Here is a 17,183-nt window from a genome sequence, read left to right as displayed (position 1 = left end):
TGCGGTTCTATGCTGGGCACGATCCGGACGCACGGTTGGGGACACGATGACCACACTCGACAACCGGCCCAATACGGCCCTGCTGGTGATCGACGTGCAGAACGGCATCGTCGGGCAGGCGTACGAACGGGATGCCGTCGTGGCGAACGTCGCCACGCTCGTCGACAAGGCGCGTACGGCGGGCGTCGACGTCGTCTGGGTTCAGCACAGTAGTGAAGAGCTCGCCAGGGACAGCGAGAGCTGGCAGCTCGTGCCGGAGCTCAAGCGCAACGACGCCGAAGCCCTGGTGCACAAGACCTACGCCGACTCCTTCGAGGACACCGATCTGGAGGACGTTCTCGCGGGGCTTGGCATCGGCAGGCTGTTCGTCTCCGGAGCGCAGACCGACGAGTGCATCCGCTCGACGTTGCACGGCGCGATCGTCCGCGGGTACGACGCGACGCTCGTCGGCGACGCCCACACCACCGAGGATCTCTCACCCTACGGCGCGCCTACGCCGGACAAGGTCATCGCGCACACGAACCTCTACTGGGAGAACCACAGCGCCCCCGGCCGGACCGCCGGCACGGTCACCACCGCCGAGGTGGACTTCGCCGCGAAGCCCTGAGCGTCAGGCCTGCTCTTGCACGTCGCGCGCGCGGATCAGCGGATCGTGTTCGGCCGCGCGGCGGCTGTGGGCGGCTTCGCGGTCGATCTCGGCTTGCTCGCGTGACGCGCGGAGGCTGCTGGCGTGCAGGGCGGCTTGCGCGCGGTCCAGTCGTCGCTGTGACCGCGCCAGCGCGGCGCGGGCGAGATCCAGCGTCTCCGTGCTGCCGTCCTTGTAGTGGTTGGGCGTCGCGTTCAGCTGGCGGCCGCGCTCGTCGAGCTGCCGCTGCCATTCGGTGAGCCGGTCTTCGCGGGTGTCGGCCCGTCCCTCGCGTGCGTCGGCGGTCCGTTCACGCTGGTCGGCGGCGTCATCGCGGTCGTCGGCCTGCTGGTCTCGCTCGTCGGCCTGCTGGTCTCGTTCGTCGGCCCGGCGTTCGCGTTCAGTCAACGCCTGCTCGCGGTTGTCCAGCGCCTGCTCCCGCTGAACATGCAGCTCCTCTGTGCGGTCGGTCACGACTACGCTCGATTCTCCGGCTGCTTTGCATCCGTACACGGACGCTATCCAGCCAGTCTACGCGGCGGCCCGGTGGTCCCCCTGACAACCGCTCGGGCGGCCACATGGTCACGATCAAGACGCCTGGGGACGACATTGCGGCATGAAGCGCACATACGTCGTCCTGATGCTGATGTTCGTGCTCGTCGCGTGCGGCTCCACGCCCGGCACGCCACGGCCTGAGTCGAACAGCGACGAGCCGAGTACGGGACCTCCGGTCACCGACCCCACGACCACCGATCCGCCGGACGACACCTCGTACACGGTGTCCGGGCAGGTCGTGGACCGTGAGACCGGGCAGCCGTACCCGAACGCCTGGGTCCGGTTCGGGTGGCTCGCGAGCGCAGGCTACGAGATGGAGACCCACACGGTCACGGACGGCGGTGGGACGTACGCGATCCAGCTCCCGCCCGGCCAGTACCAGGTGACGGCCGGCGACTCCTGCGACCTGAACGCGGGGTTCGACATCGTCGGGCGGAATCCGGACGACGTGATGATCACCGTGCCCGGGGCGGACGAGGTCGACTTCGTCGAGTACCCGATCGTTCCGGGATACGACTCGCCGGCCCCCTGTTAGCGCTGATCGGCCTCGAGTTGGTGGTCCGCCCAGACGTAGGTCTCGGGCAGCAACTCGCTGATGTGGACGGTCCGGATGCGCTCGCCTTCACCGACGATGACCCGCAGGGCCGGGAAGTAGTCGAGAAGGACCTGGCGGCAGCGGCCGCACGGCGCGACGACGCCCCGCTCGCGGTCGCCCACGGCGACGATCGTGTCCAGCTCGTAGGCGCCCTGCGCGGCTGCCGTGCCGATGACGACCAGCTCGGCGCACGGTCCTCCCGTGAAGTGGTAGGCGTTCACCGCGGTGATGATCCGGCCGTCGCCGGCGCGGGCCGCGGCCGCCATGGTGTGGTTGTCGCCGCGGCAGCGCGTGCGCGCGACGTGGGCTGCGGCCTCGACGAGCTCGTGGTCGACGAGGTGGGTCTGCGTGGTCATCTTCCTGCCCTGGTCGGCGGAACACGATCGAGGGAACATGGTCGGCGGAACATGGTCGACGGCCTGGCGCAGGTCAGAGCCGCTTGACTGTCTCCACGTCGGGTGCGCCGGCGTAGTACTTGTCCAGCACCTCCTGGAAGCGCGGCTCGGCGGGAGCCGCCGCGGCGAAGAGGGTCATCGAGGAGCGGAGCTTCAGCGCGTCCACCGGTCCCAGGACCGCGTCGGCGGAGTCGCCGGGGAGGTCCAGGAGCAGGTCCGCACATTCGCGCAACCGTGGTCCGAGGACCGGGTGGGCCAGGTAGGCCTGGGCCTCCGCCAGCGACTCGATGGCGTAGTGCTGTGCCATGTGGCTGTGGCCCAGCCCCCTCACCTGCGGGAAGATGAACCACATCCAGTGGCTCGTCTTCCGGCCGGCCCGCAGCTCGGACACCACCGACTCGTAGACGGGGTCCTGTGCGGTCACGAAGCGGGCGAGGTCGTCGGGCATCGGGTTCGACAGTAGGGGAGAAATGGCGTTCGTTCACCGGCTACGGGTTCGGTACAGCGAGTGTGACCAGCAGGGAGTGGTGTTCAACGGGCAGTACCTGTTCTTCTACGACGTCGCGATCACCGAGCTCTTCCGCGAGCGGATCGGGGCGTACCCGGACATGGTGGACCGCGGGTACGACATCGTCGTGGCCGAAGCGCGCATCCGGTTCGTCGAGGGCGCCCGGTTCGACGAGGAGCTCGACATCGAGATGCCGATCGAGCACCTGGGAACCACGAGCATGATCGTGCGGCCGGTGTTCCGGGTGGGCGAGCGGCTGATCGCGGACGGCGAGGTGCGCCACGTCTGGGTCGACCCGAAGACGCTCAGGAAGACGCCGATGCCGGACGACTACCGGAAGGCCCTCTCCGACTAGCGGGTGCGGCGGACGTACTCGACCTCGAGAACCGGGCGCCCGTCGCCGAAGTCGCGTTCGCGGCGCTGGCCGGTCTCGGTGAAGCCGAACGACTCGTAGAAGTGGCGCGCACGGTTGGCACCGGCCATCGTCCACAGGCGAACGCGGCGGAACCTGGCCTCCCGCAACAACTCCCACGCCTTGTCCATGACGGTCGCGGCCACGCGGCGGCCCCAGACGTCGGGATGGGCGAAACAGTCGAAGATCTCCCCGTCGGACGTGCCGTCGCTGTGCGGACCGAAGTAGACGAACGCCGCGACGTCGCGGCCGCGTTCGGCCACCAGCAACGTGTTCCGGGCGTGCTCGCGACCGCTCATGCGGTGCACCCACATCGTCCGCCGCCGCTCGACCAGCTCGCGCAGCCAGTCCCCGTCGAACAGGTCGCGGTGCGCCACCCGGAACGCCTCCGCGTGCACCTCGCCGATCGACTCCGCGTCCGCTGCGGTGGCCTCGCGCACCAGCACCGGCAGGTCGACCCTCATGGGGGACAACAATACGACCGTTCGCCGGTGGGTGACTACCCATCAGCGTAGGGTCACCGTGGGTTTCACCCAACCTCAGGCCACGGGCCGGCGGCTGGGTCCTCATGGAACTCCGGGCGTAGCGTGCCCGTTGTCGTGACGAATGGGAATTTCCGGGAGGGGAGCCATGGTCACCGCAATAGTGATCATCGCGTTGATACTGGCGCTGGTGGCGATCGGCACGACGTTCGCGCGCAACCAGGCCAACGCCAGGCAGAACCGGCTGGCGGACGCCAAGGCCGAGGCACGCCGTTGGGTCGAGCGCCTCGGCGGTCAGGTCGTGAACCTGACCGGCACCGACGACGCCTCCAAGCAGGCGCTCGCCGACGCGTCCGAGCGCTACACGGCCGCCGGTTCGCAGCTGGAGCAGGCCAACACTGTCGAGCAGAGCCGCCTGGTCACCAAGACCGCCATGGAAGGCCTGTACTACGTCCGCGCCGCGCGGGTCGCGATGGGCCTCGACCCGGGTCCCGAGCTGCCGCGCGACCCCGACCAGGAGCGCGCCGGCAAGGTCACCGAGGATCGCCGCGTCTCCGTCGAGGGCCGCGACTACGAGGCTTCCCCCGAGGCCGGCAGCCGCACCCCGTACTACTACCCCGGCGGCCGCGTGGCCGGCCGGCCGGTGCCGCAGGGCTGGTACAGCGAGCCCTGGTGGAAGCCGGCCCTGGTCGCGGGCGCCTGGGGCGTCGGCTCGTTCCTCCTGTTCGACGCGATGTTCTCCGGCATGTACGGCATTCCGGACGCCTCCGCGTGGGAGGCCGGCTACGACGCGGGCCAGGCCGACGCCATGGACGGCGGCGACGGCGGCGACGGCGCTGATGGCGGTGACGGTGGAGACGGCGGCGACTACGGCGACGGTGGCGACATGGGCGGCGACTACGGCGGCGACATGGGCGGCTTCGACGGCGGTGGGTTCGACGGCGGCGGCTTCGACGGCGGCGGCTTCGACTTCTAGCGCGTGCCGTACGTGCCCTGGGCCTTCTGGCAGGTGGGGCACCAGTAGAGGTTGCGGCCCGCGAGCTCGGTGATCGCGACCTCGGTGCCGCACACCAGGCACGGCTGGCCGTGCCGGCGGTAGACGTACACCTCGCCGCCGTGCCGGTCGCGCCGCGGCGCGCGGCCGGTCACGTGTGGCAGGTGCTCGTCGTGGACCGTGTCGATCCGGCCGCTGCGCACGCCCTTGCGCATCAACGCGACCAGGTCCGTCCACATGTCCGTCCACAGTGCCGGGTCGAGCTCGCGGCCCGGCACCATCGGGTCCACCTGGTGCCGGAACAGGATCTCCGCGCGGTACACGTTGCCCACGCCGGCGAGCACGGCCTGGTCGAGCAGCAGCGCCGCGATCGGCAGCCTGGAGCGCGACAACCGCGCCCACGCGCGGTCCGGGCCGGCATTGCGGCGCAACGGATCCGGCCCGAGCCTGGCGAGCACGTCGTTCATCCGCGCCGCGTCGACCAGCTCGCACACGGTCGGCCCGCGCAGGTCGGAGAAGTGCGTCTCGCCGACCATCCGCATGCGCACCGCGCCGACCGGTGCGATGACCGGCAGCGGCTCCTCGCTGAACGTGCCGATCAGTCCCAGGTGGACGTGCACGATCGCGTCCGGGCCGTACACGTGGAACAGGTGCTTGCCGTACGCCTCCGCCTTGCGCAGCACCCGTCCGTCCACAACGGACGCAGCGGTGGCGAACCGGCCCTGGGGGCTCGTGACCGCGACCGGCCGGCCGGCGAACAGCTTCCTGTGCCGCCGGGCGAGCCGGTGCAGCGTGTGGCCCTCGGGCACTAGCTCGGCAGGACCGGTGGGACGCCGGTGCGCTCGTACTCCTCGAGCATCCGCAGCCGCCGGGCGTGGCGCTCGACGCCGGAGAACGGCGTGCTGACGAACACCTCGACGATGCCGGCGGCCTCCTCCGGCGTGTGCATGCGCGCGCCGATGCCGACGACGTGGGCGTCGTTGTGCTCGCGGGCGAGCTTGGCGGTCTCCACGTCGTACGCGAGCGCGGCGCGGCAGCCCTGCACCTTGTTCGCGGCGATCTGCTCGCCGTTGCCCGAGCCGCCGATGACGACGCCGAGGCTGCCCGGGTCGGCCATCACGCGGCGGGCGCCCTCGACGCAGTACGCCGGGTAGTCGTCGTCCGGGTCGTAGGCGGCCGGGCCGACGTCGACCACGTCGTGGCCGGCCGCGGCGAGGTGCGACGCCAGGTGGGCCTTCAGCTCGAAGCCCGCGTGGTCGGAGGCGAGGTAAACGCGCACGACGGCATTCTGCCAGTCTGGAAGGATCGCGCCGGTGACGGTCTACCAGCAGGACTCCGCGGACCTGCGGCTCGAGTGGGGGCTCGACGGCGTGCACGCGCTCGCGGGGTGCGCGGTGCTCGTCGTCGTCGACGTGCTGGTCTTCACCACGACGGTCGACATCGCGCTCGGCCGTGGTGGCCGGGTGCTGCCGCTGCCGTGGCGCGACGAGCGGGCAGTCGAGGCAGCGCGGGTGGCGGGCGCGACGCTGACGCACAGCGGGCTGGCCGGGATCGACCGGCAGGCCGGACTGCGGGCGGCACCCGGGCACGGCTGGACGCTGCGGCCGTCGTCGCTGGTCGAGCTGCCGGCGGGCACGTTCCTGGCGATCTCGTCGCCGAACGGGGCGACGCTGTCGGCGGCCGCGGCGAAGACCGGGGCCACCGTGCTCGCCGGCTGCCTGCGCAACGCCTCGGCGGTGGCGGCCGCGGCGGCGGAGATCGCGGGTGACGGTCCCATCGGGATCGTGCCGGCGGGCGAGCGGTGGCGGGACACGCCGGACAAGCGGCTGCGGCCGGGCATCGAGGAGCTGCTCGGCGCCGGTGCGCTCGCGGCGGCGGTGCCGGGCCGGCGCACGCCCTCCGCCGAGGCCCGGCTCGCGGCGCTCACCTACCGGGCCGCCGCGGACCGGGTGCCGCACTACGTCGCGGAGTCGGTCTCCGGGCGCGAGCTGATCGAGGCCGGGGTGGCCGGCGACGTGCGCCTCGCGTCCGCGGTCGACGCGAGCGACGTGGTGCCGCTGCTGACCGACGGGGTGTTCGCGGCGCGCTGAGCTTCTTGCGGACGCTCAGCGCTGGATCGACTTGAGCTCGGTGAACTCCTCGAGGCCGAAGCGCCCGAACTCGCGGCCGTTACCCGACTGCTTGAAGCCGCCGAACGGGGCCTTCGTGTTGAACAGCGCGCCGTTCACGTCCACCTGGCCCGCGCGCAGCCGGCCCGCCACCGCGTACGCCCGGTCCGCGTCGCCGCCGAACACGCCCGCGGCGAGGCCGTACTGGGTGCCGTTCGCGATCCGCACGGCGTCGTCCTCGTCGGTGTACGGCAGGATCGACAGCACCGGGCCGAAGATCTCCTCCTGCGCGATCGTCATGTCCTCGCGCACGCCGGCGAACACCGTCGGCCGCACGAAGTAGCCGGGGCCGTCGACCGGCTCCGGGCCGCCCAGCGCGAGCGTCGCGCCCTCCTCGACGCCCTTGCGGATGTAGCCGACCACGCGGTCGCGCTGTGCCGCGGACACCGACGGGCCGATGCGGGTGCTCTCCTGGCTCGGGTCGCCCGGCTGGTACTTCGACGCCGCCGCGACCGCGGCCTCGACCGCCTCGTCGTGCCGGTCCGCCGGGACCAGCAGGCGGGTCAGCGCGCTGCACGCCTGCCCGTTGTTCATGTAGCAGTTGGCCACGGTGATCTTGACCGAGCGCGCGAGGTCGGCGTCGTCGAGGACCACCGACGCCGACTTGCCACCCAGCTCCAGGGCGACCTTCTTTACCGTTTCCGCGCCGACCGCGGCCACCCGGCGCCCGGCCCGGGTCGAGCCGGTGAACGAGACCATGTCGACCAGCGGGTGCGCGGCGAGCGCCTCGCCGACGACCGGGCCGGTGCCGTGGACCATGTTGAAGACGCCGGCCGGCAGGCCGGCGCCGACGATGATCTCGGCGAGCAGCCCGGCGGTCAGCGGGGCGACCTCGCTCGGCTTGAGCACGACGGTGTTGCCGGCCGCGAGCGCCGGGGTCACCTTCGCGACCATCTGCTGCAGCGGGAAGTTCCACGGGGTGATCGCGGCGACGACGCCGAGCGGCTCCCGCAGGATGGTCGAGTTGCCGACCGTCACCGGATCCAGCGCGCCGGCCTCGATCTCGGCCAGCACGCCGTCGGTGATGCCGATCGGGTTCGGCACCTGGACCTTCGTGGCGAACACGATCGGCGTGCCGACCTCGGCCGTGATCGTCGCGGCCAGCTCGTCCGCGCGGGCCTTCAGCCCGTCGTTGATGCGCCGCACCGCGGTGACGCGGTCGGCGAGCGGGGTGGCGGCCCAGCCGGGGAAGGCGGCGGCCGCGGCACGCACCGCCGCGTCGGCGTCGGCCGGGGTGCCGGCCGGCACCGACGCGATGACCTCCTCGGTGGCCGGATTCACGACGTCGATCCGCTCACCGGCACCGGCGTCACCGACGAACTCTCCGGCGATGAGGTGGGCGGTGCGAACCTGGGTCGGCGCGGCCATGGATCCTCCGAACGTTGTGACGCGCAAGCAGATGTCGGCCTCCAGCGTGTCACATCGAGGAACCTCAGTCGAAGGACAGTTCCCCGGTACGAGTGCGCTTCAGCTCGAAGAAGTTCGGGAAGCTCGCCAGCGCGACCGCGCCGTCGAAGATCTTCAGCGCGTCCTCGCCGCGCGGGATCGAGTTGAGCACCGGGCCGAAGAACGCGACGCCGTCGACGTGGATGGTGGGCGTGCCGACGTCCATGCCGACCGGGTCCATGCCCTCGTGGTGGCTCTTGCGCAGCGCCTCGTCGTAGTCCGTGCTGGTCGCGGCCCGCGCCAGCTCAGCGGGGAGGCCGACCTCGGCGAGCGACTCGGCGATGACCGCGTCGAAGTCCTTGTTCTGCTGGTTGTGGATGCGGGTGCCCATCGCGGTGTAGAGATCGCGCAGCACCTCGTCACCGTGCTTCTCCGCGGCGGCGATCAGCACCCGGACCGGAGCCCACGCTTGCTTCAGGAACTCCTGGTAGTCCTCGTTCAGCTCGTCGCGGCCCTCGTTCAGCACTGCGAGGCTCATCACACGGAACCGGAGGTCGACGTCCCGGTGCTTCTCGACCTCGAGGATCCAGCGCGAGGAGATCCACGCAAACGGGCAGGCCGGGTCGAAGTAGAAATCCACCTGGGTCTTAGTGGCAGCTGTCATGTCACCAACAACCATCGCGGCGTCGAACTTTCTTCCCGTTCTCACCCGTCTGGCGGGCGACACTTACGGCAGGGGTGCTTGGATGCGATCTGATGTACGACAGTTCTTTCCCACGCAACATGAGGTGACCTGTGGCTCCGCCCAACCTGACCCGCGACGATGCACAGCGGCGCGCGGCGCTGCTCGAGGTGCAGTCCTATGACATCGAGCTGGACCTCACGAACGGTCACGGCGAGCCTGGCGAGAGCACGTTCTCCTCGGTCACCACGGTGTCCTTCACGAGCCGCGAACCCGGTGCTGACACGTGGATCGACCTCGTGGCGGAGTCCGTCCAGTCCGCCTCGCTGAACGGCGAGGCGCTCGACGTGTCCGGCTACCGCGAGGAGGACGGCGTCGTGCTGCCCTCGGTCGCGGACGCGAACACCCTGACCGTGCGGGCGACCTGCCGCTACATGAACACCGGCGAGGGCCTGCACCGGTTCGTCGACCCGGTGGACAAGGGTGTCTACCTGTATTCGCAGTTCGAGACCGCCGACGCGAAGCGGATGTTCACCTGCTTCGACCAGCCCGACCTCAAGGCGACCTACCGGCTCACGGTGCTCGCGCCCGGATCCTGGAAGGTGATCTCCAACGCGCCGGCCGAGACCACCGAGTCCATTGCGGACGGTGCGGTACGGCACGTGTTCGCCGCGACCGAACGGATGTCGACCTACCTCGTCGCGCTCGTGGCCGGACCGTACGCGGAGTGGCGCGACGAGTACCGCGACGACGCCAAGACCGTCCCACTTGGCCTGTACTGCCGCGCGTCGCTCGCCGAGCACATGGACGCCGACCGGCTGTTCACCGAGACCAAGCAGGGCTTCGACTTCTACCACCGCAGCTTCGGCGTGCCCTACCCCTTCAGCAAGTACGACCAGTGCTTCGTGCCCGAGTTCAACGCGGGCGCGATGGAGAACGCCGGCTGCGTGACCTTCCTCGAGGACTACGTGTTCCGCAGCCGGGTCACCCGCTACGCCTACGAGCGGCGCTGCGAGACCGTGCTGCACGAGATGGCGCACATGTGGTTCGGCGATCTCGTGACCATGCGCTGGTGGGACGACCTGTGGCTCAACGAGTCGTTCGCCACGTTCGCGAGCGTGCTCGCCCAGGCCGAGGCCACCGAGTACAAGTACGCGTGGACGAGCTTCGCGAACATCGAGAAGTCGTGGGCGTACCGGCAGGACCAGCTGCCCTCCACGCACCCGGTGGCCGCGGACATCCCGGACCTGCAGGCGGTCGAGGTCAACTTCGACGGCATCACCTACGCCAAGGGCGCGAGCGTGCTCAAGCAGCTCGTCGCGTACGTGGGTCAGGAGCAGTTCCTGTCCGGGCTGCGGGTGTACTTCGCCAAGCACGCGTGGGGCAACGCGACGCTCGCCGACCTGCTGTCCGCGCTCGAGGAGGCGTCCGGCCGGGACCTGTCGTGGTGGAGCGCGCAGTGGCTGGAGACCACCGGGCTGAACTCGCTGCGGCCGGCGTTCGAAGTGGACGGCGAGGGCCGGTTCTCGGCGTTCGCGATCACCCAGGGCGGGGCCAAGCCGGGTGCCGGCGAGCTGCGCACGCACCGGGTGGCGGTCGGCGTGTACGACGACTCTGTCGACGGTGCTGACGGCAAGCTGGTCCGCACGCACCGCGTGGAGGTCGACGTCACCGGCGAGCGGACCGAGGTGCCGGACCTGATCGGCGTGCCGCGCGGCAAGCTCGTGCTGATCAACGACGACGACCTGTCGTACTGCACGATGCGGCTCGACCCGGACTCGCTGGCCACGCTCGTCGACCGGATCGGCGACATCACCGAGCCGCTGCCGCGGACGCTGTGCTGGTCGGCCGCGTGGGAGATGACCCGCGAGGCCGAGCTCAAGGCACGCGACTTCGTGACGCTGGTTTCCCACGGGCTGCCGGCCGAGACCGAGGTCGGCGTCGTGCAGCGGCTGCTGCTGCAGGCGCAGGCCGCGATCGCCTCGTACGCGGACCCGGAGTGGGCGCCGCAGGGCTGGCGGACGTTCACCGAGCGGCTGATGGAGCTCGCGAACTCGGTCGAGCCGGGGTCGGACCACCAGCTGGCACTGGTCAACGCGCTGGCCGGGTCCGTGCTCGGCGAGGACCAGGTCGCGGTCGTGCGCGGCTGGTTCGACGGGTCGGCGCCGCTGCCGGGGCTGACCGTGGACACCGACCTGCGCTGGCGGCTGCTGCACGCGCTGGTCGCGCACGGCGCGGCCACCGAGCGGGAGATCGACGAGGCGCTGACCGCGGACCAGACGGCCACCGGCAACCGGCAGGCCGAGCGGGCGCGGGCGCTGCGGCCGACCGAGGAGGCCAAGGCCGAGGCGTGGCGCCGCGCGGTGCACGACGACGAGCTGCCGAACGCGATCAACGAGTCGATCATCGCGGGCTTCGCGCACCCGGCGCAGCGGCAGCTGCTGGGCTCGTATGTGGCGCGGTACTTCGCGGACGTCGGCGACGTGTGGCGGCGGCGGTCGAGCGAGCGCGCGCAGCCGGTGGCGATGGGGCTGTTCCCGTCGTGGTCGGTGGCGGCGTCGACGGTCGAGGCGGCGGACTCGTGGCTCGCCGACGAGAGCCACCCGCCGGCTCTGCGCCGGCTGGTCTCCGAGGGGCGTGCCGGCGTCGTCCGGGCGCTGGCCGCGCGGGAGTTCGACAGCCTCGGTTGAGAGAGCGCCGGTTGAGAGAGCGCCGGCTGAGAGACGACGAACGCCGCGGGCCCGGCGGGCTCGCGGCGTTCGGGTGTCCGGAAGGGTCAGTGCTTGTGTGTCGGGCCGGCCTGGTCGCTCAGCATCCGCAGGCCGCTCACCAGCCCGCCGACCAGGTCGCCCTCCTTGAACGAGGCGACCATGCTCATCACCGCGAGGTTGCACGCGCGGTCCGGGAGCCGGCGTGCCGAGTCCGCGCCGGTCACGACCTCGACCCTGCGCTGCGCCGGCGAGACCGCGATCAGCACGGCGGCCGGGGCGTTCTCGCCCGACTCGGCGTGCAGGTTCTCGGCGGTGACGCGGGTGTCCTCGCCCAGGTCGCCGAGGTACACGCTGAAGCCGAGCCCGGTCGAGCGCGCGGACAGCGTCAGCGCCTCGTCGAGCCGGGCCAGCTGCACGTGGCTGAACGGGACCTCGGGCGGTACCGTGCGGTGCTCGCGGGCCACCGAGATCCGGCCGCTCGCGGTCACCACCGCGCCGTAGCCGTGCTCGGGGTCCTCCGCGATGACCTGGCCGGGAGCCGCGTCCTCGGCCCGGACGATCTCACCAGCTGCCACGAGCGCCTCCCTTGGCCGTGCGCTTCGCGCTCTTCGAGCCGCCGGTCGGCACGGCGGACGCCTGGCCGCCGACACCTTCCGGGTTCGCGGTCCACCACACCGGTGGGTAGTCCCACGCCTGGCCCGGGCGGTACCTCGGGGTCCGCGCGAACTTGCCGCGCAAGGTCAACAGGGCGATCACGCCATAGATGGCCAGCGGGATCGCCGCGTAGACGAGAATGGTCTCCACGACGCTCACGCGCGACAGACTACCGAGCACCGGCGTGACGGCAGGCAACGGGCGCGTGCCATCACGTCTCGTCACCGCTACGACGGGGACCGGTAGCCGAGGTGCGCCGTCCGCGGGTGCCCCCGTTAGGGCAATCGGTGCAATCGATGCGTGCGAACGTTCGTAAGGCTCGCCGGAACGACCGGCGGCTACGCAAACCGTCTTGTCGGTTACAGTTCTAGCTCCTAGCTTTCACCTGTACGGCCCTTGCGCACCCCTCATCCGCACTCTGTGTGCGTACACCGCCGAGGAGCACCGCCATGACCATGAGCTTTACGAATGCACCGATTGCCTCGACGCCGGCCTTCACCCGAACAGAGCAGTCCGCGCTGGTCGACTGCAAGGGCACTCGTGTCACTCGGGGCACGCGTGTCACGCGGGGCACCCGCGTCACGGCCGGCACTCGGGTCACTCGGGGCACGCGGGTGACGAGGGGCACGAGGGTCACGGCCGGAACGCGCGTCACGCGGGGCACCAGGGTCACCCGCGGCACGCGGGTCACCGCCGGTACGCGAGTCACGCGTGGTACTCGGGTCACGCGAGGCACCCGCGTCACGGCCGGCACGAGGGTCACCGCCTCCTGACACGGCCTTCTGACACCGCCGCCGAAACAATCGGAGCCCGCTGCCTCTCAGGCGGCGGGCTCCCCCAGGTACGGCAGCCACTGCGGGTCGGCGTCCACCACGCCGGCGAGCAGCCGCCAGTGCACCCCACGTGGGGCTCTGGGCACCAGCCGCAGCCGCCAGCCGAGCTCGGACAGCAGCTTGTCGGCCTTGCGGTGGTTGCACTTAACGCAGCACGCGACGCAGTTCTGCCAGGTGTGCTCGCCGCCGCGGCTACGCGGGACGACGTGGTCGATGGTCTCCGCCCGGTTGCCGCAGTACGCGCAGCGGTAGCGGTCGCGATGCATCAGCCCGGCCCTGGTCAGCGGCACCCGCGCGCGGTAGGGCACGCGGACGAACGTGCTCAGCCGGATCACCGAGGGAACCACGACGCTGTCGGTCGCCGAGTGCAGCACGAGCCCGCCGGGGTCGCCGTGCACCACCTCGGCCTTGCCGCACACGACGAGCACCACCGCGCGCCGCAGCGGCAACGCGGTCAGCGGCTCGAAGGTCGTGTTCAACAACAACACCCGACGCCGGCCCCAGACGGGCGGCCCGGTCGTCTGTTCCGCAGCACCGTTGTCCGGCTTGCCGGAACCTGGACGCGCCTGAGTCCGCGGCGCCAGCCCAGCGCGGACGGCGCCGATCGGAGTCGGATGTCGGTCGGGCACGCGACCACCTCCACCGGTATTCGGCAGCCATAGCAGACCACAGATCACCCCCGTTCCGCACGTGTGTTGCATAACGTGTCCGTCTTCACCCCGACAAAGATCTGGTGAACGGCCGGCGCGGGGCCGCCTATATGGTCGCGCCGTGACCGTTTTGGACCCGCTCACGCTCGAGCCGCCACCTTGCGTGGAGGACGAGGGCTGGTGCAGCACGATCTACGACTGGACGCACAACGAGTGGCTGGCGGCGTCATCGCACTGGCTCATCATCAAGCCGATCACGATCCTGCTGATCATCATCGGCGCGCTCATCGTGCGCGCGATCGCCCGCAGGCTGATCGACCGCCTCACCAAAGCCACCGGCGGCAAGGTGCCCACCGTCCTGCGCCCGCTGCGCGAACGCGCGCCGCAGGCGCTCGGAACGCTGCTCTCCGAACGCCGCGCGCAGCGCGCCCAGACGATCGGCTCGGTGTTCAAGTCGATCGTGTCGTTCATCGTGTTCGGGCTCGCGTTCATGATGATCCTGGGCGAGCTCGGGGTTAACCTCGGCCCGATCCTCGCGTCGGCCGGCATCGTCGGTGTCGCCATCGGGTTCGGCGCGCAGAACCTGGTCAAGGACTTCCTGTCCGGCGTGTTCATGATGCTCGAGGACCAGTACGGCGTCGGCGACGTCGTGGACACCGGCGAGGCCATCGGCACCGTCGAGGCGGTCGGCCTGCGGATCACGACGCTGAGGGACCTCAACGGCACCGTCTGGTACGTGCGCAACGGCGAGATCCTGCGCGTCGGCAACTCCAGCCAGGGCTTCGCGGTGGCGGTCGTGGACGTGCCGATCGGCTACGGGGCCGACGTCGGCCAGGCCACCGAGATCCTCCAGCGGGCGACCGAGGAGGCCGTCGGGACGCCGCCGCTGTCCGCCGACGTCATCGAGCCGCCCGAGGTGCTCGGCGTGGAGCGGGTGACGGCGTCCGAGGGCATCACGATGCGGGCGACCGTGAAGGTGCGGCCGGGCCGGCAGTGGGCCGTGCAGCGGTCGCTGCGCGCCAAGGTCGTGTCCGCGTTCGAGGACGCCGGCATCCGCGGTCCGGTCGCCCGGGGGTTCCCGTCCGCCTGAGCCCGAGATGCGAGGATGGGAACGTGGCGACACCCGAGAATGCCGAGAGCTTCTACGACGCGGTCGGCGGCGAGGAGACGTTCCGCCGCATCATCGGCCGCTTCTACGCCGAGGTCGCCAACGACGAGGTGCTCCGGCCCATCTATCCCGAAGAGGACCTCGGTCCGGCCGAGGAGCGGCTGCGGTTGTTCCTCATGCAGTACTGGGGCGGCCCGCACACCTACTCGGAACGGCGGGGCCACCCGCGCCTGCGCATGCGGCACGTGCCGTTCAAGATCGGCCCCATCGAGCGGGACGCCTGGCTGCGCTGCATGCGTATCGCGGTCGACGAGGCCGGCCTGTCCGACCAGCACCGCCAGCAGCTGTGGGCGTACCTCGAGATGGCCGCGAACAGCCTGATGAACAGCTGGGTGTGAGCTTCACCGCGAGCTGTTCGCGACGGTCGGCCCTGTGTGTATCCGGCCCCCGGATGGCAGGATGACCGACCGTGCACAGACCCGAGGACAACCCCCAGGCCTGGTGGCACGACGCCGTCTTCTACCAGGTCTACGTGCGCTCCTTCGCGGACCACGACGGTGACGGCATAGGCGACCTGGAGGGGATCCGGTCCCGGCTCGGCTATCTCGAACTGCTCGGCGTGGACGCGTTGTGGCTTACCCCGTTCTACCCCTCCCCGATGGCCGACCACGGCTACGACGTCGCCGACCCGCGGGACGTCGACCCGGTCTTCGGCGACCTGGCGGCGTTCAAGCGGCTCGTCGACGACGCCCACGGCCACGGCATCAAGGTGACCATCGACCTGGTGCCCAACCACACCAGCGACCGGCATCCGTGGTTCACCGAGGCGCTCGCCGCCCAGCCGTACGGGCCCGCGCGCGACCGGTACATCTTCCGTGACGGGCGCGCCGGCGGCACGCAGCCGCCGAACAACTGGGTCAGCGTGTTCGGCGGGCCGGCGTGGACGCGGGTCCCCGACGGGCAGTGGTACCTGCACCTGTTCGCGGCCGAGCAGCCGGACCTGAACTGGGCCAACTCCGATGTGCGCGCCGACCTCGAGCGGACGCTGCGCTTCTGGCTCGACCGCGGCGTGGACGGGTTCCGCATCGACGTGGCGCACGGGATGGCCAAGCCCGCGGGCCTGCCGGACATGGACCCGCGCGCGGCGAGCCAGATCGGCCAGCACGAGTTCTACGACCCGCGGTTCGACGACGACGGCGTGCACGACATCCACCGCATGATCCGCAAGGTGCTCGACGCGTACCCGCACGCGATGGCCGTCGGCGAGATCTGGGTGACCGACAACGAGCGGCTGGCCCACTACCTGCGGCCCGACGAGCTGCACCTGGGCTTCAACTTCCGGCTCGTGCTGTCGGCGTTCGACGCGGCCGACGTCCGCTTCGCGATCGAGGAATCGCTCGCCACGGCGGCGGCCGCGGGCGTGCCGCCGACCTGGACGCTGTCCAACCACGACGTGTGGCGCGAGGTCAGCCGGTACGGCGGCGGGGAGCTCGGCCGGGCGCGGGCGCACGCGATGGCGCTCGTGCTGCTGGCGCTGCCGGGCGTGGTGTACGTCTACAACGGCGAGGAGCTCGGCCTGCCCAATGTGGACCTGCCGGACTGGGCGCTGCAGGACCCGCGGTGGGAGCGGTCCGGGCACAAGATCCGCGGCCGGGACAACTGCCGGGTGCCGATCCCGTGGGAGGGCGACGAGCCGCCGTTCGGGTTCTCCTCGCCCGGCACGCGGACGTGGCTGCCGATGCCGCGCAGCTGGGCGGGGCTGACCGTGGAGCGGCAGCTGGAGGACGAGGACTCGACGCTGTCGCTGTACCGGCAGGCGCTGGAGCTGCGCAAGACGCACGGCGCGTTCTCCGGAGAGGGGCTGGCCTGGTACGGCGCGCCGGAGGGCTGCTTCGCGTTCCGCCGCAAGGGTGGCGGGCTGGTGTGCGTGCTGAACACCTCGGACGAGGCGGTGCCGCTGCCGCCGGGCGAGGTGCTGCTGGCGAGCGGCGAGCTCGACGAGGACTACCTGCCGCCGGACACCGCCGCCTGGCTCGTCTAGAGCCCGCTGCCGATTTCGCCGTAGCCGGGGTCGTCGTAGGACGGTGGGTCGGGCTCGGGGTCGGGTGCGGGGTCGGCCTGCGCGGAGCCGCCGAACGCGGCCGACGCCGCGAGGTAGCCGACGGTCGGGCCGAACGTCCACGCGGCACCGCGGATCGCCTGCTTGCGGCGTTCGCGTGGGTCGGGCAGCGGCTCGGGCGCGACCGGGTGCTGGACGTGCCGCGGCCGCGCCGGGCCGTCCTCAGGCTCGCGGCCCTCCCAGTAGTCCTCGCGCGGCACGGTCTGGTCGAGGAACCGGCGCGCCGGGTCCTGCTCGCCGGGGTCCGCGGGGTCCGGCCGGTCGTTCGTGCGGTCGTACATGCCCCTCTGACTCCCTCCGGCCCGT

At 71.2% G+C, this 17,183-nt stretch carries 21 protein-coding genes; 9 read left to right on the top strand and 12 right to left on the bottom strand.

The genetic code is table 11. From position 1 onward, the window contains the following. The first annotated feature begins 46 nt into the window (after positions 1-46). A complete protein-coding gene (locus tag VH969_RS02315; RefSeq protein WP_331969531.1) occupies positions 47-607 on the top strand; it encodes an isochorismatase family protein in 561 nt (186 codons plus the stop codon). A 3-nt stretch (positions 608-610) separates the two neighbouring features. On the opposite strand, the gene VH969_RS02310 is transcribed toward VH969_RS02315, so the two are convergent. Beyond that, positions 611-1,099 (bottom strand): hypothetical protein, encoded by a 489-nt coding sequence (locus VH969_RS02310; RefSeq protein WP_331969528.1) that lies wholly within the window; start codon positions 1,097-1,099, stop codon positions 611-613. Between the two features lie 142 nt (positions 1,100-1,241). On the opposite strand from VH969_RS02310, the gene VH969_RS02305 reads away from it, so the two are divergent. After that, a complete protein-coding gene (locus tag VH969_RS02305; RefSeq protein WP_331969525.1) occupies positions 1,242-1,715 on the top strand; it encodes a carboxypeptidase-like regulatory domain-containing protein in 474 nt (157 codons plus the stop codon). Here the strand turns inward: VH969_RS02305 and VH969_RS02300 are convergent. Both VH969_RS02300 and VH969_RS02295 read right to left on the bottom strand, forming a co-directional pair. After that, complete coding sequence (locus VH969_RS02300) at positions 1,712-2,131, bottom strand: cytidine/deoxycytidylate deaminase family protein (RefSeq protein WP_331969522.1); 420 nt, start codon at positions 2,129-2,131, stop codon at positions 1,712-1,714. The two genes, VH969_RS02305 and VH969_RS02300, sit on opposite strands and share 4 nt — an antisense overlap. A gap of 73 nt (positions 2,132-2,204) precedes the next feature. After that, entirely contained in the window at positions 2,205-2,618 is a 414-nt protein-coding gene (locus VH969_RS02295) for a DUF1810 domain-containing protein (protein WP_331969519.1), read from the bottom strand. A 22-nt stretch (positions 2,619-2,640) separates the two neighbouring features. Between VH969_RS02295 and VH969_RS02290 the strand changes: the two genes are divergently transcribed. Beyond that, on the top strand, positions 2,641-3,033 hold the full coding sequence (locus tag VH969_RS02290) for an acyl-CoA thioesterase (RefSeq protein ID WP_331969516.1): 393 nt from the start codon (positions 2,641-2,643) through the stop codon (positions 3,031-3,033). On the opposite strand, the gene VH969_RS02285 is transcribed toward VH969_RS02290, so the two are convergent. Further along, positions 3,030-3,554 (bottom strand): GNAT family N-acetyltransferase, encoded by a 525-nt coding sequence (locus tag VH969_RS02285; RefSeq protein WP_331969513.1) that lies wholly within the window; start codon positions 3,552-3,554, stop codon positions 3,030-3,032. The two genes, VH969_RS02290 and VH969_RS02285, sit on opposite strands and share 4 nt — an antisense overlap. Positions 3,555-3,720: 166 nt before the next feature. Here VH969_RS02285 and VH969_RS02280 point away from each other — a divergent pair, with 166 nt between their 5' ends. Continuing rightward, positions 3,721-4,548 carry a hypothetical protein gene (locus VH969_RS02280; protein ID WP_331969510.1) on the top strand — a complete coding sequence of 276 codons (828 nt, stop codon included), beginning with the start codon at positions 3,721-3,723 and terminating at the stop codon, positions 4,546-4,548. Here the strand turns inward: VH969_RS02280 and VH969_RS02275 are convergent. Further along, positions 4,545-5,375 carry an Fpg/Nei family DNA glycosylase gene (locus VH969_RS02275; RefSeq protein WP_331969507.1) on the bottom strand — a complete coding sequence of 277 codons (831 nt, stop codon included), beginning with the start codon at positions 5,373-5,375 and terminating at the stop codon, positions 4,545-4,547. The genes VH969_RS02280 and VH969_RS02275 overlap by 4 nt on opposite strands. After that, positions 5,375-5,845, bottom strand: a complete 471-nt coding sequence (locus VH969_RS02270) for a ribose-5-phosphate isomerase (RefSeq protein ID WP_331969504.1) — start codon at positions 5,843-5,845, stop codon at positions 5,375-5,377. The genes VH969_RS02275 and VH969_RS02270 overlap by 1 nt, the downstream gene beginning before the upstream one ends. 34 nt (positions 5,846-5,879) lie before the next feature. On the opposite strand from VH969_RS02270, the gene VH969_RS02265 reads away from it, so the two are divergent. Next, positions 5,880-6,656 (top strand): 2-phosphosulfolactate phosphatase, encoded by a 777-nt coding sequence (locus tag VH969_RS02265; RefSeq protein WP_331969501.1) that lies wholly within the window; start codon positions 5,880-5,882, stop codon positions 6,654-6,656. Positions 6,657-6,671: 15 nt separating this feature from the next. Here VH969_RS02265 and VH969_RS02260 read toward each other — a convergent pair whose 3' ends face one another. Both VH969_RS02260 and VH969_RS02255 read right to left on the bottom strand, forming a co-directional pair. Further along, complete coding sequence (locus tag VH969_RS02260; RefSeq protein ID WP_331969496.1) at positions 6,672-8,102, bottom strand: aldehyde dehydrogenase family protein; 1,431 nt, start codon at positions 8,100-8,102, stop codon at positions 6,672-6,674. Between the two features lie 64 nt (positions 8,103-8,166). Further along, on the bottom strand, positions 8,167-8,784 hold the full coding sequence (locus VH969_RS02255; protein ID WP_331969492.1) for a mycothiol-dependent nitroreductase Rv2466c family protein: 618 nt from the start codon (positions 8,782-8,784) through the stop codon (positions 8,167-8,169). 131 nt (positions 8,785-8,915) lie between these two features. Here VH969_RS02255 and pepN point away from each other — a divergent pair, with 131 nt between their 5' ends. After that, positions 8,916-11,492, top strand: a complete 2,577-nt coding sequence (pepN, locus tag VH969_RS02250; protein WP_331969490.1) for an aminopeptidase N — start codon at positions 8,916-8,918, stop codon at positions 11,490-11,492. Positions 11,493-11,578: 86 nt separating this feature from the next. On the opposite strand, the gene VH969_RS02245 is transcribed toward pepN, so the two are convergent. The 3 genes from VH969_RS02245 to VH969_RS02235 form a co-directional block, all read right to left on the bottom strand. Then, the gene (locus VH969_RS02245; protein WP_414638413.1) at positions 11,579-12,088 is read right to left on the bottom strand and encodes a DUF5130 family protein; all 510 of its coding nucleotides are present in this window, start codon (positions 12,086-12,088) and stop codon (positions 11,579-11,581) included. Further along, positions 12,075-12,326 (bottom strand): aa3-type cytochrome oxidase subunit CtaJ, encoded by a 252-nt coding sequence (ctaJ, locus tag VH969_RS02240; RefSeq protein WP_331969488.1) that lies wholly within the window; start codon positions 12,324-12,326, stop codon positions 12,075-12,077. The genes VH969_RS02245 and ctaJ overlap by 14 nt, the downstream gene beginning before the upstream one ends. Positions 12,327-12,987: 661 nt before the next feature. Further along, positions 12,988-13,629, bottom strand: coding sequence for an HNH endonuclease (locus tag VH969_RS02235; protein ID WP_331969486.1), 642 nt, complete (start codon positions 13,627-13,629; stop codon positions 12,988-12,990). 151 nt (positions 13,630-13,780) lie between these two features. Between VH969_RS02235 and VH969_RS02230 the strand changes: the two genes are divergently transcribed. The 3 genes from VH969_RS02230 (at position 13,781) to VH969_RS02220 (ending at position 16,799) form a co-directional block, all read left to right on the top strand. Beyond that, complete coding sequence (locus VH969_RS02230; protein ID WP_331969534.1) at positions 13,781-14,740, top strand: mechanosensitive ion channel family protein; 960 nt, start codon at positions 13,781-13,783, stop codon at positions 14,738-14,740. A gap of 23 nt (positions 14,741-14,763) precedes the next feature. After that, positions 14,764-15,156, top strand: coding sequence for a globin (locus VH969_RS02225; RefSeq protein ID WP_331969484.1), 393 nt, complete (start codon positions 14,764-14,766; stop codon positions 15,154-15,156). 71 nt (positions 15,157-15,227) lie between these two features. Next, the gene (locus tag VH969_RS02220) at positions 15,228-16,799 is read left to right on the top strand and encodes a glycoside hydrolase family 13 protein (RefSeq protein ID WP_331969482.1); all 1,572 of its coding nucleotides are present in this window, start codon (positions 15,228-15,230) and stop codon (positions 16,797-16,799) included. On the opposite strand, the gene VH969_RS02215 is transcribed toward VH969_RS02220, so the two are convergent. Beyond that, a complete protein-coding gene (locus tag VH969_RS02215; protein WP_331969480.1) occupies positions 16,796-17,158 on the bottom strand; it encodes a hypothetical protein in 363 nt (120 codons plus the stop codon). The genes VH969_RS02220 and VH969_RS02215 overlap by 4 nt on opposite strands. Between the last annotated feature and the right edge of the window lie 25 nt (positions 17,159-17,183).

Origin of the sequence: Actinophytocola sp. (assembly GCF_036555685.1) — a bacterium.
In the GTDB taxonomy this organism is placed as follows: domain Bacteria; phylum Actinomycetota; class Actinomycetes; order Mycobacteriales; family Pseudonocardiaceae; genus Actinophytocola.
The sequence above is the reverse complement of the archived record's forward strand: the minus strand, read 5'-3'. Positions and strand labels throughout refer to the sequence as shown.

Coding starts and splice junctions, on each gene's coding strand:
- VH969_RS02300 (WP_331969522.1), bottom strand. CDS start 2,131: ATGACCACGCAGACCCACCTCGTCGACCACGAGCTCGTCGAGGCCGCA.
- VH969_RS02260 (WP_331969496.1), bottom strand. CDS start 8,102: ATGGCCGCGCCGACCCAGGTTCGCACCGCCCACCTCATCGCCGGAGAG.
- VH969_RS02215 (WP_331969480.1), bottom strand. CDS start 17,158: ATGTACGACCGCACGAACGACCGGCCGGACCCCGCGGACCCCGGCGAG.
- VH969_RS02295 (WP_331969519.1), bottom strand. CDS start 2,618: ATGCCCGACGACCTCGCCCGCTTCGTGACCGCACAGGACCCCGTCTAC.
- VH969_RS02280 (WP_331969510.1), top strand. CDS start 3,721: ATGGTCACCGCAATAGTGATCATCGCGTTGATACTGGCGCTGGTGGCG.
- VH969_RS02285 (WP_331969513.1), bottom strand. CDS start 3,554: ATGAGGGTCGACCTGCCGGTGCTGGTGCGCGAGGCCACCGCAGCGGAC.
- VH969_RS02305 (WP_331969525.1), top strand. CDS start 1,242: ATGAAGCGCACATACGTCGTCCTGATGCTGATGTTCGTGCTCGTCGCG.
- VH969_RS02290 (WP_331969516.1), top strand. CDS start 2,641: ATGGCGTTCGTTCACCGGCTACGGGTTCGGTACAGCGAGTGTGACCAG.
- VH969_RS02255 (WP_331969492.1), bottom strand. CDS start 8,784: ATGACAGCTGCCACTAAGACCCAGGTGGATTTCTACTTCGACCCGGCC.
- VH969_RS02315 (WP_331969531.1), top strand. CDS start 47: ATGACCACACTCGACAACCGGCCCAATACGGCCCTGCTGGTGATCGAC.